Below are 22,980 nucleotides of genomic sequence, written 5' to 3'. Positions count from 1 at the left end.
TCATATAGAGAAAAAAGAGATGGTAGATGCCATCTCTTTTTTTGTGTTTTTCTTCGATTTCAATTAAATCAAATACCAACGTGAATACAGTATTTAAATTGAGCCAGTTATATCGGCATCAACGTTTTAGATCATGTTTAGCAATATAGATAAGGATACCTTAATCATTATTTTATAAAACGCTTACAAAAATATCTTGCCTATTTACTAATGTTATAATACCATATCAATTAAGCGCTTAACCTTTATGGGTAAGGCGCTTACACTTAACGTAGATTAAGCGCTTTACCCATAAAGGGAAGGAGACAGAAATCCATGACAACGATCCGGCTGACCATGGCCCAGGCGCTGCTCCGCTATCTGGATCAGCAGTATATTTCCGTAGATGGTGTGGAGACCAAATTCGTGAAGGGTGTTATCGGTATTTTCGGACACGGTAATGTTACAGGAATAGGAGAGGCACTGGAACGCAGCTCAGGAAGCCTGACGTACATGCAAGGTAAGAATGAACAGGGCATGGTGCATACTGCAGCGGCTTATGCGAAGCAGAAGAATCGCAGACAAATATACGCGTGCACGACATCCATTGGGCCAGGTGCGTTAAATATGATTACCGCAGCCGCAACGGCGACAGTTAACCGGATTCCTGTACTTCTGCTCCCTGGAGATAACTTTGCCACACGTGAGCCGGACCCGGTACTGCAACAGCTCGAAGTGAGCAGTGATTACACTGTTTCGGCTACGGATCCCTTTAAAGCGGTCAGCAAATATTGGGATCGCATTGTACGTCCTGAACAGTTGATGATCGCCGTCACACAGGCGATGCGTGTTCTCACGGATCCGGCGGAAACGGGAGCGGTAACGCTGGCACTGCCGCAGGATGTGCAGGCAGAGGCGTACGATTACCCTGAAGCGTTCTTCGCCCGCAAGGTGCATTACCTGGATCGCCGCCCCCCGGTTCAGGCGGCCATTGAACGGGCCGCGGAGCAGCTGGCCCGTGGCAGGAAGCCGCTGCTGGTTGCTGGCGGCGGTGTGTTGTACTCCGAGGCATCCACTCAGCTTGCTGCCTTCGCCGAGGCATTTGGCATTCCGGTTGCCGAGACGCAGGCTGGCAAGAGTGCACTGTCCTGGGACCACCCACTCAACGTGGGGGCCATCGGGGTTACTGGCTCGCTAGCGGCAAATCGGATCGCAAGAGAAGCAGATGTTGTGATCGGCGTCGGCACCCGGTTCTCGGATTTCACGACGGCGTCCCGGTCCGCTTTTCAGCATCCAGAGGTGACATTTATCAACATCAACCTGAACGGCATGGATGCAGCCAAGCTCGGCGGGGAAGCCATTCTGGCAGATGCACGGGAAGGTCTGCAAGCCCTGCAAACGGCACTGCAGGAACGGGGCTACCTTAGCGGCTACGGTCCATCCGATATTGCTGATCTGCGAGATGAATGGAATCGTGAAGTGGATCGGCTGTATGAACTAAAGCACGAAGCCGGATTGGCACAGACCACCGCCGTTGGAGTCATTAATCGGACCATCGATCCAGCTTCCGTCATCGTGTGTGCGGCGGGGAGCTTACCCGGAGATTTGCATCGCCTGTGGCGAGCAGCAGCACCGAAGACGTATCACATGGAATACGGCTTCTCCTGTATGGGGTATGAGGTGAGCGGTGCGTTCGGAGCAGCGCTTGCTGAGCCGGATCGGGAAGTATATGCCATGGTTGGTGACGGCAGTTACCTGATGCTGCATTCCGAGCTGGTGACCAGCCTGCAGGAACAAAAGAAGTTCACTATTTTGCTATTCAACAACAATGGCTTCCAGTGCATTCATAATTTGCAGCGTGAGCACGGCAGTGACGGGTTCGGCAACGAGTTTCGCTACAGGGAATCGGAGAGTGGACGTCTGACAGGGGATTACATGCCGATGGATTTTGCAGCACATGCCCGGAGTCTGGGAGCAAAAGCATATCGAGCGGAAACGGCAGAGCAGCTGGAGCAGGCACTCAGGGATGCGCGGAATGAGAGCATAACTACCCTTATCGAGATTCCGGTTGTACCGGGAACCAACGCAGGAGGATATGAATCCTGGTGGAATGTTGGTGTGCCGGAAGTATCGACGGAAGAGAAAGTGGTTAGTGCTCACCATGCAATGCAAGCTAGCCGTGCCAAAGCAAAGCCCATTTAATTCAGTACAGTGTATCTGATTGTGCATGATGCTGACTCAAAAAAAGGAGACGTGGAGCAATGAATAAGCTGCCATTTCAGCTCGGGATTCATCCGATCAACTGGGTTGGGGAGGATGTGAAGGAGCATGGAGATAACACCACATGTGAGCAGATTTTGGATGATATTCAACGACTCGGACTGACAGGTACGGAGATGGGGCGCAAATATCCGACGGATTCAGCCGCATTGCGTGAGGAGCTAGGCAAGCGCAATATTCGTCTTGTTTCCCAGTGGAAATCGGTACTGCTCTCTGACCCGGCTTATCGAAAATCAGAGCTGGACAGCTACCGCAGACACGCGGAATTTCTGCAATTGATGGGCAGTACAGTCATTAGTACAGCAGAGGTAGGGGGTTCCCTGCATTTTGATCCCCGGCGGACTCCACATGAGAAGGAAGTGCTAAGACTCAGCGAATCGGAGTGGCACATCCTTGCTGAAGGGTTGAACGAAGCTGGAGCCATTGCACGGGAATATGGACTGAAACTGACGTACCATCACCATGGCGGCACAGTTGTGGAACAGCCGGAGGAGATCGACCGATTAATGGAGTTGACCGATCCTTCCCTTGTTTACTTGCTCTATGACACGGGTCATGCCTACTACGGCGGGGCCGATCCACTCGCTTTGCTGCGTAAGCATTATGACCGGATTGCCTATATCCACCTCAAAGATATTCGTCCGGATGTACTGGATGAGGCACGGGCAGCGAAATCGGATTTTGTTGGCTGCATTCGCAAAGGGGTGTTTACCGTACCTGGAGATGGATGCATTGATTTTGCACCGATTCTGCTGGAATTGATTGAGCGGGGATATGATGGCTGGGCGATGCTTGAAGGCGAGCAGGATCCTGCCATTCATAATCCATATGAATATGCGAAACGATCCCTCTTGTACATGAATTCATTAATTGGGCAGCCCAGCTGATCCAGCAGGGGGCCAATAGGAGTTCCATACCGCTAGGTTAGATCACGAAGGTGCTTTTCACATACGCGTAGCTATAGTGCAATGTAGACAGAGATATAGTCCGAAAGAAGAGCATATTTTTATCTGAATCGGTCAGCAGCTTCAATCCGGAACACCATCCCATTACAGAAAGGGGTTCAGAACCAATGGTTTATGTTTCCTTTCCTGCATCCAGGAAGATGGATTTTACCGCAATCGGTCGCCTGTGCATTGATTTGAACGCCAATGAGATCAACCGTCCGATGGAAGAGACGATGACGTTTACGAAATATGTAGGTGGATCTCCGGCCAATATTACAATTGGTATGTCCAGGCTCGGCATGGAGACAGCCTTTATCGGGAAAATCGCCAATGACCAGATGGGCAGATTCATCCAGAGCTATCTGGAGCGCAACGGAATTGATACATCCAATGTGGTGACTGATGACACAGGAGCGGTGACAGGGCTTGCTTTTACCGAGATCAAAAGTCCCACCGACTGCAGCATCCTGATGTACCGCGATCATGTAGCTGATCTGCTGTTACAGGCGCGCGAGGTACAGGAGCAGCTGATCGCGGACTCCAAGGTGCTGCTGATTTCCGGAACGGCTCTTGCCCAGAGCCCATCTCGTGAAGCAGTATTTCAGGCACTAGCATATGCAAAAAAGCATGGAACCGTCATTGTATTTGATCTCGATTATCGTCCCTACACCTGGACATCAGCGGAAGAAACCGCAGTGTATTACAACCTTGCAGCCGAAAAATGCGACATCATCCTGGGCACCCGTGAGGAATTCGATATGATGGAGACGTTTGACCACAATCCACAGCACAGCGATCAGGTGACCGCGCAAAAGTGGTTTGATTTTTCAGCCAAAATTGTGGTTATCAAGCATGGCAAGGATGGCTCCATTGCCTATACCCGCGAGGGGCTATCCCATCGTGCAGACAGTTACCCAGCACGTGTGGTGAAGACATTTGGAGCTGGTGATTCCTATGCGGCAGGGTTCCTGTACGGCTTAATGCAGAACTGGACGATTGAACGCAGCATGGCGTATGGCAGCGCGGCAGCAAGTATCGTCATCTCCAGTCACAGCTGCTCGGATGCGATGCCAACGGTAGAACAGGTGAATGATTATATCGAACGCTGCAATCGGGGCGAGATTACATTGTCCTGAGTCACTATAGAATAGCTGTAACACATATAAGCGAAGGGAGACAGGGCTATGGGAAAAGGGATTTCGGAAGCGTCTACAACAGTGACGATGGTACAAAACTGGATCGGGGGTGCCTGGGTGGCCCCGGCAGCAACCCGAAACGAGCCGGTCATGAATCCGGCTACGGAGGAAATCATTGCATACGTGCCGCTGTCGGAACAGGCAGACGTGGATCTTGCCGTTCAGACAGCAAGAGAGGCATTCCCGTCCTGGAGCAGCACACCGGTTCCCCGCCGCGCGCGTGTATTGTTCCGCTACCAGCAACTGCTGGTGGAGCATTGGGAAGAACTTGCCCGGCTGGTCACGCTGGAGAACGGCAAAAGCTATGCCGAAGCCTACGGGGAAGTGCAGCGCGGCATTGAATGCGTCGAATTCGCGGCAGGTGCCCCGAATCTGATGATGGGCAAGCAGCTGCCCGATATCGCCACCGGGCTGGAATCAGGTATGTATCGGTACCCAATCGGCGTTATTGGAGGGATCACTCCCTTCAACTTCCCGATGATGGTACCGTGCTGGATGTTCCCGCTGGCGATTGCGTGCGGGAATACCTTTGTCCTGAAGCCGTCCGAGCGGACACCGCTGCTGGCAGGCCGACTAGCTGAGCTGTTCAAGGAAGCCGGGCTTCCGGACGGCGTGCTCAACATCGTTCACGGTGCGCATGACGTCGTGAACGGGCTGCTTGAACATAAGGATGTTCAAGCCATCTCTTTTGTTGGATCACAGCCTGTAGCTGAATATGTCTACACCACCGCATCCGCACACGGAAAACGGGTGCAGGCGCTCGCTGGTGCGAAAAATCACTCGATCATCATGCCGGATGCCGATCTTGACCTGACGGTGAAAGAGATCACCAGTGCGGCATTCGGCTCGGCCGGAGAACGCTGCATGGCCTGCTCGGTTGTCGTGGCCGTTGGTGATGTGGCTGATACGTTGGTTCAAAAGCTGGTAGAAGCAGCCGACCGCATCACGATTGGCAATGGCTTGGATGAGGGTGTGTTTCTCGGCCCGGTAATTCGAGGTCCGCACAAAGAACGTACTCTCAGTTACATCGAATCCGGAGAACAGGAAGGCGCTGCCTTGATCCGCGATGGCCGGAAGGATGAAGCGGTAAGCAAGTCCGGTTACTTTGTTGGACCCACAATATTTGATGAGGTACAGAGCAGCATGAAAATCTGGAAGGATGAGATCTTCGCACCAGTGCTCTCTGTGGCAAGAGTGGATACGCTTGAGGAAGCAATCCAGCTGGCGAATCGTTCTGACTTTGCCAACGGAGCGTGCCTGTTTACCCGCAGCGGAGCGAGCATGCGACAATTCCGTGAAACGATTGATGCAGGCATGCTTGGCATTAACCTGGGAGTACCTGCGCCAATGGCCTTCTTCCCTTTTTCCGGCTGGAAGAAATCCTTCTACGGTGACCTGCACGCCAACGGTACGGATGGTGTTGAATTCTATACGCGCAAGAAGATGGTGACTGCCCGTTGGTAACAACTTAGGTATACCCCAGACCAAGGGGAAGACCTCATCCGATAGCGGCGAACACAGGGACAGGGAGGATAACGAAATGGGCAAGGACAGAGTGAGAATTGGGATTATCGGTGCCGGACGGATCGGTAAAATTCATGCTGACAATCTCCTGCGCAACCCGCATGCCGAGATTGTAGGAATCAGTGATTTGTTTGCAGGGCCTGAGCTGGAGGCTTGGGCCTCCTTGCGGGGTATTCCTGTCGTAACGACAGACAGCAGTCAGCTTATCTCGATGCCGAACGTGGATGCCGTGCTGATCTGCTCGTCAACGGATACGCATGTGCCGCTAATTGAACTGGCGGCGCAAGCGGGCAAACATATTTTCTGCGAGAAACCGGTCAGTATGGATTTGGCTCAGACCCAAGCGGCCGTGGCAGCCGTGCAAAAGGCTGGCGTGAAGCTGCAAATCGGATTCAACCGTCGTTTCGATCACAACTTCAAACGGGTGCGTGCTCACGTGCAGGACGGGACGATCGGCGATCCGCATATCATCAAGATCACTTCACGGGACCCGAGCCCGCCGCCCGCGGAGTATATCCGGGTGTCTGGCGGAATTTTTATGGATATGATGATTCACGATTTTGATATGGCACGTTATCTGTCGGGAAGTGAAGTAGAGGAAGTATATGCCCAAGGGAATGTGTTGATCCACCCTGTTTTTGCGGAGCATGGAGATGTGGACACGGCAATTGTGACGATGAGCTTTGAAAATGGGGCCATCGGAGTCATTGATAATAGCCGCCAAGCGGTATATGGATATGATCAGCGTGTCGAAGTGTTTGGCTCATTGGGCAGTGCAGCAGCTGCAAACGATCATCCCAATACGGCAGAGATTAGTACAGCGGCAGGGCTCATGAGGGATAAACCACTTCACTTTTTTCTGGAAAGATACAATGAGGCCTATGTGCAGGAGACAGCTCTTTTTATTGAAGCCATCCTGAATGATACACCCGTTACTGTCGATGGTCATGATGCGGTTCAGGCTGAACGGATTGCACTGGCTGCAAGGATGTCTATGGAACAGGGAAGACCTGTTAAGCTGCGGGAGGTCATCGGGATGACGATGGAATCTCAGACTGCTTCGCCGTAAACATACAATTCAGGGAGTTCAGCCTATTGCAGACGGTTTTTCTATTGGATGGAAATACTAGATTGCTTGGGGCACAGAAAGGAGTGGGTGCAGCATGTCAGAACGTATCGTGAAACCGGCAGTAGATTCGGAGGGAGACGGCACGCTTATAAACGTAACTCCAGAGTCTGCAGGTTGGCAATATGTTGGGTTTCAGGTGGTACTGCTTGCAGAAGGGCAATCCTTCACCCGTGAGAGTGGTGATCAGGAACTCTGTATCGTCCTTCTCAGCGGACTGGCAAATGTAAGTACGCGGGAGCATGCGTGGGAAAACGTTGGGAAGAGAATGAGCATATTTGAGAAAACGCCCCCTTTCTCCGTCTATGTCTCTAGCTCCGATCAGGTGGAGATCACGGCTCTTTCCACTTTGGAAATAGCCATATGTGCGGCACCCGGAAAAGGGACATATCCGGCTCGTCTCATCACACCGGAAGACGTTGGAGTAGAGACTCGCGGATACGGCAATCTGGAACGTCAAATTCATAACATTTTACCGGAAAAGAAGGAGGCGGACAGTCTGCTCGTCGTTGAAGTGTTCACGCCTGATGGACATTGGTCGAGTTATCCGCCGCATAAACATGACCGGGATGCCCTGCCTGAGGAATCTTTACTGGAGGAGACCTATTACTTCCGAGTGCAGCCAGAGCAGGGGTTTGCCATTCAGCGTATTTACACGGACGATCGATCTGTGGATGAGACACTGGCAGTGAACAATGGTGAAGTGGTGCTTGTCCCTTGCGGATACCATCCAGTAGGTGCTCCACCGGGATATGGGGTGTATTACCTTAATGTGATGGCGGGTCCAACTCGAACCTGGAAATTTCAGAATGACCCTGACCATGATTGGCTGATGAAAAGGTAACTCGGTCTCTCAGCATCTTCTAGAGTGCTTCGAGTTGCGTATGCAGACTTCCCCCTGCATAATGAGAAGAAAACGATTACCTATATATAAGGTTCTTGTATATAGCACAGATGGGGAATTTACAATGAAAGCAACTATTTATGATATTGCACGTGAGGCGGGCGTGTCCATTGCCACGGTCTCCCAGGTCATTAACGGCAAAGGGAAGATCAGTGAAAAGCGGCGCGCTGAGGTTATGGAGATTATGGAACGTCTTAACTATCAACCCAGCGCGATTGCGGCGGCACTTACAGGCAAGCAAACGTATACGCTCGGTCTGCTTGTGCCCGATATATCCAATCCGTATTTTGCCGAGCTGGCCAGAGCGGTAGAGGACCGTAGCCGCCAGTTGGGGTACAGCGTGGTGATCTGCAGCACGGACAATAAGGACGAGCGGGTAGAGCGCTATCTGAACCTGCTTCAGCAAAAAAGGGTTGATGGCATGATGATCGGAACAGGTATTGATAATGCCGAGATCCTGTCACCGCTTCTCAAGCAATCCATACCCGTTGCCTTGATCGCTCGTCAACTGCCATCACTGTCGGTGCACACGGTTGCGATCGATGACAGACTCGGTGGCTCACTGGCTGCACAGCATCTGCTTCAGTTGGGACATACCCGCCTTGCGGTGGTGTCCGAACCGCTCAAGGTCAGCAGCAGTAAGGAGCGTGTACGCGGATTCCGCGAAGCGGTGGAGGAAGCGGGTCTTACTCTTGCATCTTCACAGGTCAGGGAATCAACCGCGGACTTGAGATCGGCCAAACAGGAGGTGCTTGTGCTGCTTCGGGAAACTAATCGGCCCACAGGCATATTTTGCTGTAATGACATGCAGGCCATTGGTGCATTGCAGGCAGCGAAGGAGCTTGGCTTGCGAGTACCTGAAGATGTATCCATCATCGGATTCGACAATACCATTCTCGCATCCGTAACCAATCCACCGCTCACAACAGTTGCCCAGCCTATTGAGGATTTGGGGCGCCGTGCTGTGGACCTGTTGATCGATGAGCTGAAGGATGAGCGTAAACCACCGCAGAAAATGGTTCTGAAACCCGAGTTGGTGATCAGAGAGTCAACGGGGGATGCTCCCAATGAATCTTGATCCAGCAATTCAGGATCCAGCATTCGATCATTTCAGAACCAAACAAACAAGCCGCATTCAACCTCGTAGGGAGGATGAATGCGGCTTGTTATGCCTGGATGGCAGGACTAGACTGCATTTTAAAGTATGGCGTGATCCTTCTGAACCCGAATAGGTGGGCTGATTTTTCATAGGGTATCTGTAATATTCAATAGGTTGGTTTGGATGGATGTGTTGATATAGAACAATATATGGATGAAATGGTATAATAAAAAGGGCATGTGATATCCATTTTTTATACGATATTAGGATAGAAGGATGGGTGATTTTATTAAAAGGTGGGGCTTTGCTGCATCCATATGTTTCGTAATAGGCTTATTGCTGCTCGGTTTTTCTCCTGGTCAGAAGGGTATTCCTACCGAGTCACCAGTTGAATTCCTCACACGGGATCCTTTTCAAACTAACGTTATGGACTGGGAAGTCACAAAATTATCTCCTGAACAGTTTCAGGCGAGATATACCGAGCTGACGGGTGGGAGAGCACCGAAGGAACCCATGAGTCAGGATCAAGAGCATGATAGAGTAAATCTCACAGAGCAACAAATACCTCCACATAACATGGAGATCTATGAGGCAGAGTACGCGGTCAATATAGACTTGGGAGAAGAAATGTTGGCACAGGCAGGCGTTCTGGTACAGGTACAAGAAGTCAGTGATGGTGAAACGATACGAAAAGAGTTCCGCGAGGTGTATGAGAATACCGGTTATCTGTCTTCTCATGATTCTAGCAGTTCTATAAAACTTGTACAAAATTTCGTTGTGAGCACGTTGCAGGATCGCTCTCGATTACAGATTAGTTTTAATGGATACGTGGAACGCCAAGAGAGCGAAGTAGAATGGAAAGCCGAGCAGCAAAGAACAAAGGATCCAAAACATTTTAGCGGATCAGGATTTATCCAACTATAGATTGATTTAGGTGCATATAGGTTAACGAGAGGAGGTTGATTTATGAATAGAAAAAGAAAGCTGATTCTTGGTATCGTGATTTTACTTGCTTTAGTAGCTACAGCGATACCTGTATACATATCTCAACAACATACCACGTTTCGGGCAGAGGTTACGGATCATATGACCATGCTGGACAAATTCGACCGGTTAGAAATTACGAGATTTTCCAGCACATCAGGTGACAGGGAGGAAGTGATCATCAAGGATGCAGAGGAAATTCAGGACATTCTTAAGGATTATAAGGACATTGAACTAAAGAAGATTAAACAGAGGGATACAGAAAGGGAATCTCCTTATTATTATGAGTGGCGTCTTATGATTAACAAAGAGGAACGGGAAATCCATGGTTTTGGAATTACCTTGTATAACAAACATTCAATGACGATCTATAACGGTAATGATACGCGAGATAAACTTCAGGAGTACAAGGTCTCGCAAGATATGAATTGGTACAAGATGGAGCGCCTCTTTGCCGGCATAAAGGAGGAAGAATCATGAACGAGTACCATGTGCGTCCTATAGAGACGGAAGATGTTCCGTTCCTGTGGGAGATGTTATACGCTTCCCTGCATACACAGGGTAGTGATGAACCTTTTGAACCTGAGATTGTCCATAATCCGGAACTGTCCAAGTACGTGGAAGGCTGGGGAAGAGAAGGGGATTTTGGATATATCGTGGTAGATACACTGGGCAGGAGACTGGGTTCGATCACCTTACGTTTCTATCATGAGCAGAATGCCGGGTATGGTTACGTGAATGCTGCTACCCCAGAGATGGGCATGGCAGTCATTGAGGAAGCACGGGGAAAGGGAGTGGGTACTCTTCTGATGCAAGCGGCATTGGAAGAAGCTCGGCAGAGGGGGATTGACGCAGTGTCGCTCAGCGTAGACCCGGAGAATGCAGCCATCCGACTTTATCGACGTTTTGGATTCGAGGAGTTTGGGATGTGCGGAACATCGGTTACCATGTTATGTCCGCTTCATCCAGTCCTCTGAGTACGAAGAGAGCCTACATGAGAACATTTAAAAAAGCGTTCCCTTAAGGGAACGCTTCTCTTATTTCGTCAAAAATACTAGTGCTTCATCATAAGTCTCCCACTGGTATTCTGTCTGATGCTCAGATTCCTTGGAGATTCGATTCAGCTGCATCTTCGCAATGGCACTGCCGACCGCTACACTAGCACGTTTCATACCCCACTCCGTGAGCAGCTTTTGATGCTCCACAATTTTCTCTTTGGTTTCCTGGGAGAAAGCTTTCATGTTTCGCATGTCCACCAGTACATCAAACGAATTATCCAATTGCTGCGCAATATGTTGAATTTCCCGATTCGTTTGTTCTACTTCTTCAGGGGAAACCATGCCATCCCAGATTATTTCAATAATAGGTTCCTTTGAATCCAAACGTCGTACAGAGATACAGGCAACTCCCTCGAATAAAATATATGTAATATATGAGTCTATTGACCTAATAAATTATACCCGAAAAGCAGAGATCAAAACAAATTTTCGAGATTATGCAATACTCATGGCCTATTTTTAGGCTAGCGGAGTTAATTTTAGGGAATCGAAATTGAAAGTGAGCAGTCACTTCCATAAAAAGAGAGCCGCCCAGCTTAAGCGTACTGGATGGCTCTTATTATTTTTGGAAACAATTAGGAGTATGTTGAACTTGGTCCCCTATTGGAAGTTACTTATCACATTACTACACGTTTAACTAAAACCCGATTTTCAGACTACAGCCTTCTGTAGCTACTCCCTTGGAACGGGTAATCGGCAGCTTATGCTCAGCTGTAAACCCGAGAGTCTCTCCATCGTGCAAAGTCACGTCATTTTCAACCACATAGGTCATGGTCATAAACATCATTTCAAATACATCACTTAACGGGTTGGCTGAATGTATGATCTCGATCTCTTCTTTTCCGAAGTTACGTAACCCATGCGTATAAGCTGAGGCGCCTTCCGCATTCTGATACATACCGATAAAAATCCAAAGGGAAACAGGCAGCTTGTCCTGCTTCAGACTATGACTTGTCTCTACATACTGACGTGCCTCAACAACAAGTGGCGCCAAATATATGGCGAGTGCATGGTCAAGCTGCAGCAGGGCACTTGCTGTCTTGGTGAATAAAATATGTCCCTGGATAGCACCCGGTGCGTTCAGTACAGAAACGATAATCTGTGACTGATGCCTGGAAGTAACCTGTTCCGCTTCGCGCCACAATATATTTAATTTGGCGTTCTCCTCTACTTCCCGGTCAGGTACAGGAGCACTGATATGGGCGCACACCACCTGCATTCCATCTACTTCAAAGAAAAGGTTGCCCTCTTCCGAATTTTCTTCGATATCAATATCCCAATCCTTCTTCATCGTGCGGATGAAATGGTTAAAATCACAGTCATCCTGTTCCAAAAGGACAAAACCAACAATGGTTTCACTATGTGTAGAAGATTCCACGGCTCCGCCTGCGGACACAGGTTCTTTTTTGCGGCGCCGAAGCTTGTCAAACAGTCCCATGAGACGTTCTCCTTTCCAAATCGATCACGGTGATCGGCATAACGGATGCCATTATTACCTTACCATACCATACTTTGGCTTGTAATGAATAAGGGCAGTGCGTACCCAATCATGAGGTGATTAGAGGAAAAGGACCAGGAGCAATGCGATAATCGCTGGCAAGCCTTGTTTGATGATAATAGACCGGGAAGCTGTCGCTCCTCCATATAAGGCTGCGATGATTACACAAGCCAAAAAGAAGATCTGAATGTGCCCACCAACGACCGTGTCCGGATACACCAATCCCCAGATCAGTCCTGCTGCGAGAAAACCGTTGTACAGCCCCTGGTTAGCCGCCAGAGACTTGGTCGATTCTGCAAATTCAGGTGTGAGACCGAAGGTTTTCATTGTACGTGGACGAGTCCACATAAACATCTCCATTACCAGAATATAGAGATGTTCAATGGCTACCAGAGCCACAAAAATTGCACTAATCAATGGAAACACCTAGCTTTCTTAAATGTAGTTTTATTGTCTACTCAGTATAAATGTTTGCATGAAGAACGAAAAGATCGAAATTAATTTGGCGCAAACAAATTGTTTAAAATAAATTTGACCGGGAAAGTAGATGAAACAAATCATTGATTATTTATAGACAATAATATATATTATCTATAAATAAATAGACATAAAATATAATAATTTGTTTATTTCATTCAAAGGAGGAGTTCGAGTTGTTTCGTAATCGGTATGTACGGACGGTAGTCATTTCGCGGGTTCTTCTGCAATTGGGGATCTGGATACGCAATTTTGCCATACTTTTGTATGTGACTGATCTGACCAACAATGATCCGCAGGCCGTATCATGGATTTCCGTGGCGGAGTATGCGCCCATCTTTGTTTTTGCCATTATTGGAGGAACGTTCGCTGATCGCTGGAGGCCCAAACGTACCATGGTGTGGTGTGATGTGCTCTCCTCGCTGTCTGCAGTAGTTGTGCTGGTTGCCTTGATGTTTGGGCCCTGGTACTCGGTATTGCTGGGTACCTTGATTTCAGCAGTTTTCTCCCAATTCTCACAGCCTTCTGCAATGAAGCTGTTTAAGCAGCATGTCCCGGGTGAGGAATTGCAGGGAGTGATGGCCATGTTTCAAACGATGGTTGCTGTCTTTATGGTGATTGGCCCCATGATCGGAACGATCATCTATCAGAACTACGGGATCGAAGTGTCTCTTATTCTTACGGCCGTGATGTTTTTGACATCAGGATTGGTTCTTTCGCGGTTACCTAGGGATGAAGTGGCGACTGTAGGTAAAGGCATTCGGGGATCCTTTCGTCAAGAACTGGCTGAGGGATTTCGATATGTGTATGCCAATGCTGCCCTGCGGACCCTGGTCATGACTTTTGCGGTATCGGGGGTGGCTGCAGGATTGATACAACCGTTAATGCTCTTTGTTGCCATTGATAATCTGGGTCAGGACAAAACGTTTCTACAATGGTTGCTCATGGTTAATGGTGCAGCCATGCTGGTCGGGGGTGGAATCATCATGAGTGCGGCCAAAAAACTTCAGCCCCAAGTTCTTCTGGCTGCGGGATTACTGATCAGTGCGCTAGGAACAATCATGATGGGCTGGTCCACTAACATTCTGCTAACCATGACGGCACAGGTGATAAATGGTTTCTTTTACCCTTGGATTCATGTAGGCATTCAGACGATGATTATGCGCAATACGGATACGACCTTTATTGGCCGTGTTGGAGGAGCGGTTACCCCGGTATTTATGGGTATGATGGTCATTAGCATGTCGTTTGCAGGTTACTTAATGAACCAATTGAACTTAATGACGGTATTTAGCGTGAGTGGCGTACTTTTTCTGGCAGGTGCGTTCATTTTGTTGCCGGTGTTACCTACTAAGGGAAGCAAGTCAGCGGATCTCACGTGAAGAGGGGCTCAGAGCGAGGGGATTTCCAAGATCAACAAATGCCGATTGCTGAAGCCCCCTCGTTAGGTAATAATGTATTACGAGGAAATGAATTGCTCATGGAAAGGAGGGGATTGGCATGGGAACCGTTCAATTCGTGCTGCTTGCTGACGATCCATCGACATTTGTTACACGGCCAGTGCCTTTAATTGATGTCGAACTCGCCGGAATACCCGGAGACCGTCATTACGGTCTGCTGCGTCCAGCAGACTCCAGACAGAAGATATACAAGCGAGGCACACCGATTGCCAATCGTCGGCAGATCAGTATTGTGTCGGAGGAGGAATGTGCTCTCATCGCAGAGCTAATGAATATTCCCGAAGTGCGTCCGGAGTGGCTGGGTGCCAATATGCTGGTCCGAGGCATTGACCGATTGACCGAGCTGCCTGCCGGAACGCGGCTTCTGTTCCCAGACGGGACGGGTTTGATATGTGAAGGGGAGAATCTTCCTTGCGTTCACCCGGGGAAAATGATTGAGCAAGTTTACAAACAGGATGGTTTGCGCAAAAAATTCGTGCCAGCCGCCCGCAAAAAACGCGGTATCGTCTGCTCAGTTGAACGGGAAGGAGTAATCCATACTGGTGATACCATTGAAGTTAAAGGCCTGTCCTGATATTTGGGGGCAGGTTTTTTCGTGAGTTGACGTATTCTTCGGGCGTACTCCCAATAATCGATTTAAAGTCCTTGATGAAATGGGACTGATCATGGTATCCGAGGTCCTGAGCTAGCTTAACCAGATCGCAGTGAAGACCGCGGTCAATCAGATCGGCTGCATTTTGCAATCGATACAGCTTGATCACGGTTTTGGGACTGATCCCCACATACTGATTGAACAGGCGCTGGAGTTTTCGTGTATGAATGTTCCAAAAAGACGACAGATCATCCACCCTCAACAGTTCCCGGTCCAGTTCAATTTGCTGCACGATATCGTGAACCAGCCTTGCTTGGGCATCCTCAGCTGGAAGATGTGCACATAGAAGCTGATCCATGTAATTAATCTTATCGGCATCACTGCCATCTGTGAGCAGCTGCTCTTCCAATGATGCTGCGCTGACGTCAAGCACACTGGAAACTTCCAACGGTTGTTCACACAATGATGAGACAGGGAGGCGTACGAATGGATAGAATCCTCCCGGTCGGAACTTTACACCAAACACTTGCCCCTTTCCACGAATATGATAGGAGAATTTTCGTCCAGAAGGACCGAAGAAAAACGTGTTGCCCCGCTCCACGACCAGATTAACACAGGGATTGGGCACCACATGCTGTGGATAGGAGTCAAGACCTGCAAGATCCCACGATACCATCCAGAAATGTTTAACAAAAGGACTGAGCGCTTCCGAAGGAGCGTGACGGGTCAGCTGATATCTTTTGTTGCCTTCATCCAGATTAAGCAGGCCCATGCTGGGTCTGCTGATACGAGTTGTAGATTCCATTTTGTTCATCCCCTCTGGATAGATGTGTCTACCCCTGTGTTTGCAAGCGTAGAAAAGTATAGATGTTATTCCGTCACTTCTGCTCCCGGAATAGCAGCGCTCGAACAGCAAAACGCGGCAAGATAAGCTGTCTTCGCCATCTTGAGGGTTGGCTGAGCAGTCGATACAACCATTCCAGGTTTAGCTTTTGCCACAGGACCGGGGCACGTTTGGTTTTGCCTGCGACAATATCCAGGCTTCCTCCGACACCAATGGCTACACGAGCGTTCAGCAGATGGCGGTGTTTATCAATCCAGTGCTCAGCATTCGGTGCTCCGAGCGCGACAATGAGAAAGTCTGGTTGTGCATCGCGAATGTCCGCCACAATCTGTCGCTCCTCATCTGTTGAGAAAAAACCGTGGTGCCTGCCGCTAACGATAACACCTGGATAATTCTCCTCAATGACTTCCACTGCCCGTTTACTGACAGCTTCCTCTGCTCCAAGCATATAAAAGGACCATCGTTTCCGGTTTCCCTCTTCCAATAAGCGAAATAAAAGATCGCAGCCGGTTACCCGCTCGGTCAATTGTCCGCCTCGGAAGCGTGAGACCATCACGATGCCTGCCCCGTCAGCAGTTACTAATCCAGCTTGATCCACGACCGCACGGAGTGTTTGGTTCTTTTGACAGGACATGACGATTTCCGGGTTTCCCGTAATGACATGAAAGAGTTCTGAGCTGTGCTGATCTACAACATCGCCTAGAATGTTGACGGTCTGCTCCATGGTGAGATTAGGAAATGGAATGCCCATGATATTCGTAGTTTGGCTCATGCGTTGCTTCTTCCTTTCTGATAACGCCATCAATGAATAGGGACAAGCTCATGCGTACCACTGCTGTTATTTCATTCCATTTTAGTATATCTGATCTTCTGACAAAGAACTATATGGTTCAGTTGTGAATCACGCTACGAGTTCGAGCATGGACTCTCCATATTTTTGTGTTATATATGGATTTGACTGCACGGAGACTGAATATGGTTTTCTGGTTTTCTAAACTTGTGATTCTCTATAATCCTACTCTTAATTTTCTGGTTGTCGTGTTTTTACAATACGGAGTTAGGGGTATAACGATAGGATAGGAATGCGAGTTGGTAGATCGCATATCCATTGCATAGGGGAGTGAGTTCATGGAATTAAAATATGAATTTTATATCAATGCCGGGCTGGAAGACGTGTGGAATGCCCTGATTTCACCTGATGGCACACGAAGCAGTTTCTTTGGCAGTGAACTTCGTTCCAATTTACAACCAGGCCAGCCGTTTGCTTATGTAGGACCAGGCAATGATGGTGCTGAAACCGTCCATGTGTACGGGGACATTTTAGAGTTCGAACCTTTATCCAGACTCAGTTATCGGGAGCATCCCGGACCCTCGTATCATGCGAATCATACGGATCTTGAATCCAGAGTGGTCTTCCAGCTCGAAACCGTGGGCGAGTGTACCAAACTGATCTTGATCAATGATCAATTTACGGAGAACCATCCTTCCTTTGCAAACGCGCAGAGCAGCTGGTGGATGATTCTAAGCAGTATCAAAACCTGGGCGGAGACGGGAAAGACGTTGAACTTCGGCTGGTAAAAAAGCATATACCCAAGTCGTTATATAAAAAATCCACCGAATGGCAGGTTTGAGCCCTCGGTGGATTTTTGTTTGTCTATATTTTAACGATATAGATTGAATTATACTTGTTGAACCTTGATCAGGTTGGTATTACCGGATTGGCCGATAGGTACACCTGCAGACAACACGATGATGTCGCCTTTTTCGATATAACCCGTTTTGATCGCGTTACGTGTAGCAGATTCGAACATTTCATCCGTAGTCGTTACTTTGTCGCCCATAACCGGAATAACACCGGAGAGCAGGCAAATTTTAACGAGTACTTCTTCATGCTGGGTAACGGCAATGATCGGTGCTTTTGGACGGTATTTGGAGATCATGCGCGCCGTGAAGCCACTCTCTGTGGAAGTGATGATCGCTTTCGCATTCAGTACCAGAGAGGAACTTACAGCTCCCTGACTGATAACCTCCGTAATGTCAGCTACTTGTTGAGCTGATTTTTGACCGAATTGCTCTTTGTAATCGATCATGGTTTCAGCACGACGGGCAACAGCGGCCATTGTGCGAACGGATTGGACAGGATATTTACCTGCAGCCGATTCACCGGACAGCATGACTACGTCTGCGCCTTGAAGAACGGCATTTGCTACGTCGCTGACTTCGGAACGGGTTGGACGCGGGTTAACTTGCATCGATTCCAGCATGTGCGTAGCAACGATAACCGGTTTACCTGCACGGTTACACTTGTCGATCATTTCTTTTTGCATCATGGGTACGTCTTCAATCGGTACTTCAACCCCGAGATCACCACGAGCTACCATGATACCGTCAGAAGCTTCGATAATATCGTTGAGGTTGGTCATACCTTCCTGATTTTCAATTTTGGAGATGATCTGCACGTGCTCTGCACCACGTTCTTTCAGGATGCTGCGAATTTCACGAATGTCATCGCCTTTACGAACAAAGGAAGCTGCAATGATTTCGATATCGTTTTCGATTCCGAATCCGATGTGCATAACGTCACGCTCGGTTACACCCGGCAGAGTCGTTTTGATTCCTGGCAAGTTTACACCTTTACGTGGTTTAAGAATGCCGCCGCTGATGATTTTGCAATGAATATCCGAACCTTCTACAGAGAGTACAGTCAGGTCTACCAGACCATCGTCAATCAGGATGCGATCGCCAGGCTTCACAACGAGATTCAATTCAGGATAGTTTACGGAGATGCGCTCTGCGTCACCCAGGATTTCTTCCGTTGTCAGAATCAGCTCTTTGCCTGCTTGCAAGTGGCAGGATGCTTCTTTCAGTTTGCCGATCCGAACTTCCGGTCCTTTGATATCCATCATAATGGGGATATATTTGTTCAGTTCGGAAGCTGCTTTACGGATGTTGTTAATCCGGGTAACGTGATCTTCCAGCTCGCCGTGAGCCATATTCAGACGGGCAACCGTCATGCCTTCCTGAATCATCACCTTCAATGTTTCGATCGAGTCACAAGCAGGTCCCATAGTACAAATAATCTTTGTTTTCAACATGCTGATTTCCTCCTCATATGTTTTGCTTATGTGTGTATTGTAGCGTTTTCTGTCGAATCAGGGTATGAACTATAGTACAATGATTGGAGTATAGTCCAATAATGAGGTGTGTTATGATCACTCCGTTAGAAGTCCGGCACATTAATGGTGTCGGTTGGTACGAAGAAGCAATGCAATCCGAAGGGATATGGCGGCTGAGCTTGGTTACTTATGGCAAATGTGTATATTGGGTGAACGGTGAAAAACAGATCATGGAGAAGGGTGAATTGCTCTTGATTCCTGGTGGTGTCTCCTATTATGGCAAAAGCATTCCCACGGTAACGCATACGCAAATTGTTGTCCATTTGCAAGGAGATCAGGCAGATGCATTGCCTGCTTTGGAACGAATGGAAGTTTTACGCCATAAACCGGGATGTTACGAGCTAATCCATGAACGCATGAAGGCAATTCACCAGCAGTGGCAGGAACGTCCTTCTTATTATGTCATGATGAGTCAGGCCTTATTGATGGAAGTGTTGATTTATGTGAATCGGGAACTGGATCGGGGAGTCATTCCACCAGAGAAGCATATGCATGCAGAGCGAATGAAACGATATATCGAGCGGCATTACCGGGAGAAACTGACGAAGGAAGATCTCGGAGATGAGATTGGCAAGACACCCAACTACGCAGCAGCATTGTTCAAAAGCATGACGAACCAAACGATCAGCCAGTATGTACATGACCAGCGGATGAAACGGGCGTTATATCTGCTCACCGAGTCGCAGCTCTCCATACAGGAGATTGCCGAATTTCTTGGTTATCGGGATTTGTCGTACTTTTACCGTATCTTTAAGCGCATAACCGGAACCCAGCCATCTGACTGGCTCCATGAGCGTCCACCGGTAATCTAACATTGAATTTTGATCGCGGAATGGGGCCACAGTTTATCGGTTTCTTCTATATATAGTTGTGCAAAAAAAGAGGGCCGCTGGCCCTCTTTTGATTTCATGCAGCATAGATCAATGCTGCTTGTAAGGAATGATCAGGCGTTGCTGCTTGTGTTGGTGGCGCCAACGCTCTGCTTTGTTTTTTTGCGAGCAAGGCCGCCGCGAACCAAGAAAACATGAACGGTCCAATACGCTGCTTCCGCAAACAGAATTCCGCCTGCCACATCCAGCAGGGAGTGCTGTTTCACAAACACCGTTGAAGCAATGATCAGCCAGAGCCATACCGACCAAGAAATTCGGGCGAGTGGTCTGAAATTCATATGCCGATTAATGACAATAAATAGCAGATAACTTGTGAGGCAGTGAACGCTTGGAAAACAGTTAAATGGAGCATCATTGGCATAGATGAACTGTACTAGCGTGCTGCTCAGGTCCGTTCCGCCGACCATTGGCCGCGGTACATGCGTTGGAAAGACTGCAAAACAGATGTTGGCCGCGATGACTCCGACGTTGTAGGTAAGCAGTGTGCGCCAGAATAACGATTTATTCGTCAGGCCCAGATAGATGAATCCAAGGTATAGAATGGGCATCCAGCTGATGTATGGGTAAATAAATTCTTTGATAAATGGAATTTGTGTATCAATCCATGCGTAATTGTAAAAGACATCGTCACCCGGATTACTGCCGAGAAAAACATATATGGTGCCTTGAATCGGTATGCAGAGTATAGCCAGCAGATGCCCCCAGCGAAGAAATAGTTCTTTCATATTGACCCCCTGATTTGTTATGCCTTGTGCATGTTCGTTATTTTTCTCTCTATATAAGACGTTGCAGAGTTGAGGTAACCCTGCAGCAAATAACTTGTGTACTACTATGATGACAGTTTCGAACACAAGCCATACCTGATTTTAGGGGAAAAGAGGTTGGAGAAAGTCTCTATTTTGTTACTTTTATAATTTTATCCAAAAAAGGATATTTGAATAATCAGTGATGTGATACAACTATATTGTCATAACCAATTCGCATGACAACGATAATTAATGAAATGAGGCTGATTCATTCATGGCAACCCCACAAACCGGGAAAACACCATCATTCTCCGAACGCAGACCGGTACTGGCTGTTATTATTATTGAACTGCTGCTCTTGCTCGCTGTATTTGCAGCAGGGGCTGTGGCGACTGTGAAGCAATTGGATTATACTTCGCCAGTGCTTATGTCCTTTACGCCGATGGCTGTTGTGCTCATCATTTATCTGACCCTGCGACGCAGGTGGGCCGAGACTGGATTTCGTTCACTAAGAACCATCCCGATTCAGCACGCAAAGTATTATATTCCGCTACTCCTTGTACTGGGTACTATCGCCCTGAAAGGTTTTGCGGAACTGACTCTGGCGAAGGTGATCTTTTTTATCTTTTTTACGCTGCTCGTCGCCTTTGTGGAAGAAACCATTTACCGTGGACTCATATTCAAAATGTTACTTCGCAAGAGTGCAATGGCAGCGGTAGTTACCTCAAGCATTTTATTTTCCATTACACATATGTTAAATGCACTCTCAGGTCAGAGCATGGCTGATACGCTGCTGCAACTGATCTATGCCCTGCTGCTGGGAGCTGTACTGGCGCTGTTAATGCTCAAAAACGGAAATATCATTCCTTTGATTTTGTTCCACTTCATACATAATTTGATCCAATTCCTAAGTGATGACCTGCGGGATACGAATACTCTTCCTTATGATCTTTTCTTGTTAATAGTCCTTGTTGTTCATTGTATATGGTTAATCTATAGTGCTCGAAAAGCTAAAAGGTTCTCTTCTGATCCGGGAGCTGCCGGACATAAGGTTACACATTAGGCCGTTCTTAAGGCAGCCTTGCAACCCCATTTACCTTCAGCAGTGTACTCATGGTATACTTCAGTCTGGCGGTAAGGCTGGCATGGAGTGCATGCGCCAGTCCTTTTCGTACATTAGAATAGACAGCAGGTGATGAAGGATGGAAAAAACAGCACAGGATGTTGCTGAATGGATGGTTCAGGAGATTAAGTTTACCGGAACATTGAGGCAGGAAGCTGCAATTGAGTACGTGAAGGCTCATTTTGGCGATGAGTTTGTTTTTGTAAATGAGAACGGGAATGCCTCTTTATCAAAAGAAGTGAAAAAAGCATTCCGTAAGCTCCATGGCGGGCAGATTGCCTGGGACAGAGATGCCTTTATGTGGGCCTGGACTTAAGTTCACCTGGATGTGTGGGGACGAGTAATTCCATTTGAAATGGATATGCATGCCAAAATATTTTATAAAAAATGTATAAGTTGGTTCGGAACTGCATATCCTTTCATAAGACCGCACAGCAGCGGATGTGCTTTTGATCAAGACTTGTCCGCAGACCGTACGGATAACATGTATTTCCAAAGCTGTTTGAAAAGAAAATACAAAGATTTGCTTTTTGGCAGAATTAGAGTTATAATAAGAGCAAGTTGTACAGAGAGTGGAAAACCTAATTCACATATTGTAAAGGGCGATCACTTATAGGTAATGACTGGTACCTTTTTCAATGTGTGAATTTTTATTTGCTTGCTGCAAAGAACAAAGGAACATGTTAATTTTTATTTGGAGGTGTAATTCACATGCAAAACGGAACAGTAAAATGGTTCAACGCTGATAAAGGCTTCGGTTTCATCGAAGTTGAAGGCGGAGAAGATGTATTCGTACACTTCAGCGCTATTACAGGCGAAGGCTTCAAAACGCTGGACGAAGGTCAACGCGTGCAATTTAAAATTGTACAAGGAAACCGTGGTCCTCAAGCAGAAGAAGTTGTAAAACTGTAATTAAAGCTAGCTGCCTTTAACATGTTATAATGGTAAAGGCAGCTTCTTTTTTTTGAGCAGATAGATGTAAGTCGGCCCAATAAGTTGTCGAGGCAGTAGCCGGGCGGGATGCAAGACTTCCGCTAAGTATAGGCTTCTGTGAAATAACGTCGGTTAGATGTTTTT

Annotated in this window: 24 protein-coding genes; 17 read left to right on the top strand and 7 right to left on the bottom strand. The window is 47.9% G+C overall.

From position 1 onward, the window contains the following. Window positions 1-315 precede the first annotated feature (315 nt). The 10 genes from iolD to ABGV42_RS02265 all read left to right on the top strand — a co-directional run bounded on the left by iolD (window position 316) and on the right by ABGV42_RS02265 (window position 11,016). Complete coding sequence (iolD, locus tag ABGV42_RS02310) at window positions 316-2,181, top strand: 3D-(3,5/4)-trihydroxycyclohexane-1,2-dione acylhydrolase (decyclizing) (RefSeq protein WP_347380203.1); 1,866 nt, start codon at window positions 316-318, stop codon at window positions 2,179-2,181. Window positions 2,182-2,240: 59 nt separating this feature from the next. Next, the gene (iolE, locus tag ABGV42_RS02305; RefSeq protein ID WP_347380202.1) at window positions 2,241-3,146 is read left to right on the top strand and encodes a myo-inosose-2 dehydratase; all 906 of its coding nucleotides are present in this window, start codon (window positions 2,241-2,243) and stop codon (window positions 3,144-3,146) included. A 185-nt stretch (window positions 3,147-3,331) separates the two neighbouring features. After that, window positions 3,332-4,342 carry a 5-dehydro-2-deoxygluconokinase gene (iolC, locus tag ABGV42_RS02300; protein WP_347380201.1) on the top strand — a complete coding sequence of 337 codons (1,011 nt, stop codon included), beginning with the start codon at window positions 3,332-3,334 and terminating at the stop codon, window positions 4,340-4,342. 48 nt (window positions 4,343-4,390) lie between these two features. Beyond that, window positions 4,391-5,866, top strand: coding sequence for a CoA-acylating methylmalonate-semialdehyde dehydrogenase (locus ABGV42_RS02295; RefSeq protein WP_347380200.1), 1,476 nt, complete (start codon window positions 4,391-4,393; stop codon window positions 5,864-5,866). 76 nt (window positions 5,867-5,942) lie between these two features. After that, window positions 5,943-6,995, top strand: coding sequence for an inositol 2-dehydrogenase (gene iolG, locus ABGV42_RS02290; protein WP_347380199.1), 1,053 nt, complete (start codon window positions 5,943-5,945; stop codon window positions 6,993-6,995). A gap of 94 nt (window positions 6,996-7,089) precedes the next feature. Beyond that, entirely contained in the window at window positions 7,090-7,896 is an 807-nt protein-coding gene (gene iolB, locus ABGV42_RS02285; RefSeq protein ID WP_347380198.1) for a 5-deoxy-glucuronate isomerase, read from the top strand. Between the two features lie 124 nt (window positions 7,897-8,020). Continuing rightward, window positions 8,021-9,034 carry a LacI family DNA-binding transcriptional regulator gene (locus tag ABGV42_RS02280; protein WP_347380197.1) on the top strand — a complete coding sequence of 338 codons (1,014 nt, stop codon included), beginning with the start codon at window positions 8,021-8,023 and terminating at the stop codon, window positions 9,032-9,034. Window positions 9,035-9,331: 297 nt separating this feature from the next. Then, window positions 9,332-9,979: a hypothetical protein gene (locus ABGV42_RS02275; RefSeq protein WP_347380196.1), complete on the top strand. Its 648-nt coding sequence runs from the start codon at window positions 9,332-9,334 to the stop codon at window positions 9,977-9,979. Between the two features lie 42 nt (window positions 9,980-10,021). Next, window positions 10,022-10,519 carry a hypothetical protein gene (locus tag ABGV42_RS02270; protein WP_347380195.1) on the top strand — a complete coding sequence of 166 codons (498 nt, stop codon included), beginning with the start codon at window positions 10,022-10,024 and terminating at the stop codon, window positions 10,517-10,519. Continuing rightward, the gene (locus tag ABGV42_RS02265) at window positions 10,516-11,016 is read left to right on the top strand and encodes a GNAT family N-acetyltransferase (RefSeq protein ID WP_347380194.1); all 501 of its coding nucleotides are present in this window, start codon (window positions 10,516-10,518) and stop codon (window positions 11,014-11,016) included. The genes ABGV42_RS02270 and ABGV42_RS02265 overlap by 4 nt, the downstream gene beginning before the upstream one ends. Window positions 11,017-11,076: 60 nt before the next feature. Here the strand turns inward: ABGV42_RS02265 and ABGV42_RS02260 are convergent, their stop codons facing one another. The 3 genes from ABGV42_RS02260 to ABGV42_RS02250 form a co-directional block, all read right to left on the bottom strand. After that, window positions 11,077-11,379, bottom strand: coding sequence for a hypothetical protein (locus ABGV42_RS02260; protein ID WP_347380193.1), 303 nt, complete (start codon window positions 11,377-11,379; stop codon window positions 11,077-11,079). A 355-nt stretch (window positions 11,380-11,734) separates the two neighbouring features. After that, a complete protein-coding gene (locus ABGV42_RS02255; RefSeq protein ID WP_347380192.1) occupies window positions 11,735-12,535 on the bottom strand; it encodes a DUF4261 domain-containing protein in 801 nt (266 codons plus the stop codon). A 120-nt stretch (window positions 12,536-12,655) separates the two neighbouring features. Further along, window positions 12,656-13,012 carry a DUF1304 domain-containing protein gene (locus ABGV42_RS02250; protein WP_347380191.1) on the bottom strand — a complete coding sequence of 119 codons (357 nt, stop codon included), beginning with the start codon at window positions 13,010-13,012 and terminating at the stop codon, window positions 12,656-12,658. Window positions 13,013-13,248: 236 nt separating this feature from the next. On the opposite strand from ABGV42_RS02250, the gene ABGV42_RS02245 reads away from it, so the two are divergent. Further along, window positions 13,249-14,454 (top strand): MFS transporter, encoded by a 1,206-nt coding sequence (locus tag ABGV42_RS02245; protein WP_347380190.1) that lies wholly within the window; start codon window positions 13,249-13,251, stop codon window positions 14,452-14,454. Between the two features lie 118 nt (window positions 14,455-14,572). Continuing rightward, window positions 14,573-15,106: an MOSC domain-containing protein gene (locus tag ABGV42_RS02240; RefSeq protein WP_347380189.1), complete on the top strand. Its 534-nt coding sequence runs from the start codon at window positions 14,573-14,575 to the stop codon at window positions 15,104-15,106. Here the strand turns inward: ABGV42_RS02240 and ABGV42_RS02235 are convergent. After that, entirely contained in the window at window positions 15,090-15,929 is an 840-nt protein-coding gene (locus tag ABGV42_RS02235) for a helix-turn-helix domain-containing protein (RefSeq protein WP_347380188.1), read from the bottom strand. The genes ABGV42_RS02240 and ABGV42_RS02235 overlap by 17 nt on opposite strands. Before the next feature lie 73 nt (window positions 15,930-16,002). Then, the gene (locus ABGV42_RS02230) at window positions 16,003-16,740 is read right to left on the bottom strand and encodes a WecB/TagA/CpsF family glycosyltransferase (protein WP_347380187.1); all 738 of its coding nucleotides are present in this window, start codon (window positions 16,738-16,740) and stop codon (window positions 16,003-16,005) included. Between the two features lie 356 nt (window positions 16,741-17,096). Here ABGV42_RS02230 and ABGV42_RS02225 point away from each other — a divergent pair, with 356 nt between their 5' ends. After that, window positions 17,097-17,546 (top strand): SRPBCC family protein, encoded by a 450-nt coding sequence (locus ABGV42_RS02225; RefSeq protein ID WP_347380186.1) that lies wholly within the window; start codon window positions 17,097-17,099, stop codon window positions 17,544-17,546. 101 nt (window positions 17,547-17,647) lie between these two features. On the opposite strand, the gene pyk is transcribed toward ABGV42_RS02225, so the two are convergent. Continuing rightward, window positions 17,648-19,063, bottom strand: coding sequence for a pyruvate kinase (gene pyk / locus ABGV42_RS02220; RefSeq protein ID WP_347380185.1), 1,416 nt, complete (start codon window positions 19,061-19,063; stop codon window positions 17,648-17,650). A 113-nt stretch (window positions 19,064-19,176) separates the two neighbouring features. On the opposite strand from pyk, the gene ABGV42_RS02215 reads away from it, so the two are divergent. Beyond that, window positions 19,177-19,956, top strand: a complete 780-nt coding sequence (locus ABGV42_RS02215; RefSeq protein ID WP_347380184.1) for a helix-turn-helix transcriptional regulator — start codon at window positions 19,177-19,179, stop codon at window positions 19,954-19,956. 131 nt (window positions 19,957-20,087) lie between these two features. On the opposite strand, the gene ABGV42_RS02210 is transcribed toward ABGV42_RS02215, so the two are convergent. Further along, window positions 20,088-20,759 (bottom strand): phosphatase PAP2 family protein, encoded by a 672-nt coding sequence (locus tag ABGV42_RS02210; protein ID WP_347380183.1) that lies wholly within the window; start codon window positions 20,757-20,759, stop codon window positions 20,088-20,090. Between the two features lie 295 nt (window positions 20,760-21,054). Here ABGV42_RS02210 and ABGV42_RS02205 point away from each other — a divergent pair, with 295 nt between their 5' ends. The 3 genes from ABGV42_RS02205 to ABGV42_RS02195 all read left to right on the top strand — a co-directional run bounded on the left by ABGV42_RS02205 (window position 21,055) and on the right by ABGV42_RS02195 (window position 22,815). Continuing rightward, window positions 21,055-21,843, top strand: a complete 789-nt coding sequence (locus tag ABGV42_RS02205; protein ID WP_347380182.1) for a CPBP family intramembrane glutamic endopeptidase — start codon at window positions 21,055-21,057, stop codon at window positions 21,841-21,843. A gap of 139 nt (window positions 21,844-21,982) precedes the next feature. Beyond that, entirely contained in the window at window positions 21,983-22,219 is a 237-nt protein-coding gene (locus ABGV42_RS02200; RefSeq protein WP_347380181.1) for a DUF6953 family protein, read from the top strand. 395 nt (window positions 22,220-22,614) lie between these two features. Beyond that, window positions 22,615-22,815 (top strand): cold-shock protein, encoded by a 201-nt coding sequence (locus ABGV42_RS02195; RefSeq protein WP_024633772.1) that lies wholly within the window; start codon window positions 22,615-22,617, stop codon window positions 22,813-22,815. Window positions 22,816-22,980 lie beyond the last annotated feature (165 nt).

The organism is Paenibacillus pabuli (assembly GCF_039831995.1).
GTDB classification, from domain to species: domain Bacteria; phylum Bacillota; class Bacilli; order Paenibacillales; family Paenibacillaceae; genus Paenibacillus; species Paenibacillus pabuli_C.
This window is presented reverse-complemented; position numbering and strand designations above follow the sequence as displayed.

Coding starts and splice junctions, on each gene's coding strand:
- iolD (WP_347380203.1), top strand. CDS start 316: ATGACAACGATCCGGCTGACCATGGCCCAGGCGCTGCTCCGCTATCTG.
- iolE (WP_347380202.1), top strand. CDS start 2,241: ATGAATAAGCTGCCATTTCAGCTCGGGATTCATCCGATCAACTGGGTT.
- iolC (WP_347380201.1), top strand. CDS start 3,332: ATGGTTTATGTTTCCTTTCCTGCATCCAGGAAGATGGATTTTACCGCA.
- ABGV42_RS02295 (WP_347380200.1), top strand. CDS start 4,391: ATGGGAAAAGGGATTTCGGAAGCGTCTACAACAGTGACGATGGTACAA.
- iolG (WP_347380199.1), top strand. CDS start 5,943: ATGGGCAAGGACAGAGTGAGAATTGGGATTATCGGTGCCGGACGGATC.
- iolB (WP_347380198.1), top strand. CDS start 7,090: ATGTCAGAACGTATCGTGAAACCGGCAGTAGATTCGGAGGGAGACGGC.
- ABGV42_RS02280 (WP_347380197.1), top strand. CDS start 8,021: ATGAAAGCAACTATTTATGATATTGCACGTGAGGCGGGCGTGTCCATT.
- ABGV42_RS02275 (WP_347380196.1), top strand. CDS start 9,332: ATGGGTGATTTTATTAAAAGGTGGGGCTTTGCTGCATCCATATGTTTC.
- ABGV42_RS02270 (WP_347380195.1), top strand. CDS start 10,022: ATGAATAGAAAAAGAAAGCTGATTCTTGGTATCGTGATTTTACTTGCT.
- ABGV42_RS02265 (WP_347380194.1), top strand. CDS start 10,516: ATGAACGAGTACCATGTGCGTCCTATAGAGACGGAAGATGTTCCGTTC.
- ABGV42_RS02260 (WP_347380193.1), bottom strand. CDS start 11,379: ATGGTTTCCCCTGAAGAAGTAGAACAAACGAATCGGGAAATTCAACAT.
- ABGV42_RS02255 (WP_347380192.1), bottom strand. CDS start 12,535: ATGGGACTGTTTGACAAGCTTCGGCGCCGCAAAAAAGAACCTGTGTCC.
- ABGV42_RS02240 (WP_347380189.1), top strand. CDS start 14,573: ATGGGAACCGTTCAATTCGTGCTGCTTGCTGACGATCCATCGACATTT.
- ABGV42_RS02235 (WP_347380188.1), bottom strand. CDS start 15,929: ATGGAATCTACAACTCGTATCAGCAGACCCAGCATGGGCCTGCTTAAT.
- ABGV42_RS02230 (WP_347380187.1), bottom strand. CDS start 16,740: ATGAGCCAAACTACGAATATCATGGGCATTCCATTTCCTAATCTCACC.
- ABGV42_RS02225 (WP_347380186.1), top strand. CDS start 17,097: ATGGAATTAAAATATGAATTTTATATCAATGCCGGGCTGGAAGACGTG.
- pyk (WP_347380185.1), bottom strand. CDS start 19,063: ATGTTGAAAACAAAGATTATTTGTACTATGGGACCTGCTTGTGACTCG.
- ABGV42_RS02215 (WP_347380184.1), top strand. CDS start 19,177: ATGATCACTCCGTTAGAAGTCCGGCACATTAATGGTGTCGGTTGGTAC.
- ABGV42_RS02210 (WP_347380183.1), bottom strand. CDS start 20,759: ATGAAAGAACTATTTCTTCGCTGGGGGCATCTGCTGGCTATACTCTGC.
- ABGV42_RS02205 (WP_347380182.1), top strand. CDS start 21,055: ATGGCAACCCCACAAACCGGGAAAACACCATCATTCTCCGAACGCAGA.
- ABGV42_RS02200 (WP_347380181.1), top strand. CDS start 21,983: ATGGAAAAAACAGCACAGGATGTTGCTGAATGGATGGTTCAGGAGATT.
- ABGV42_RS02195 (WP_024633772.1), top strand. CDS start 22,615: ATGCAAAACGGAACAGTAAAATGGTTCAACGCTGATAAAGGCTTCGGT.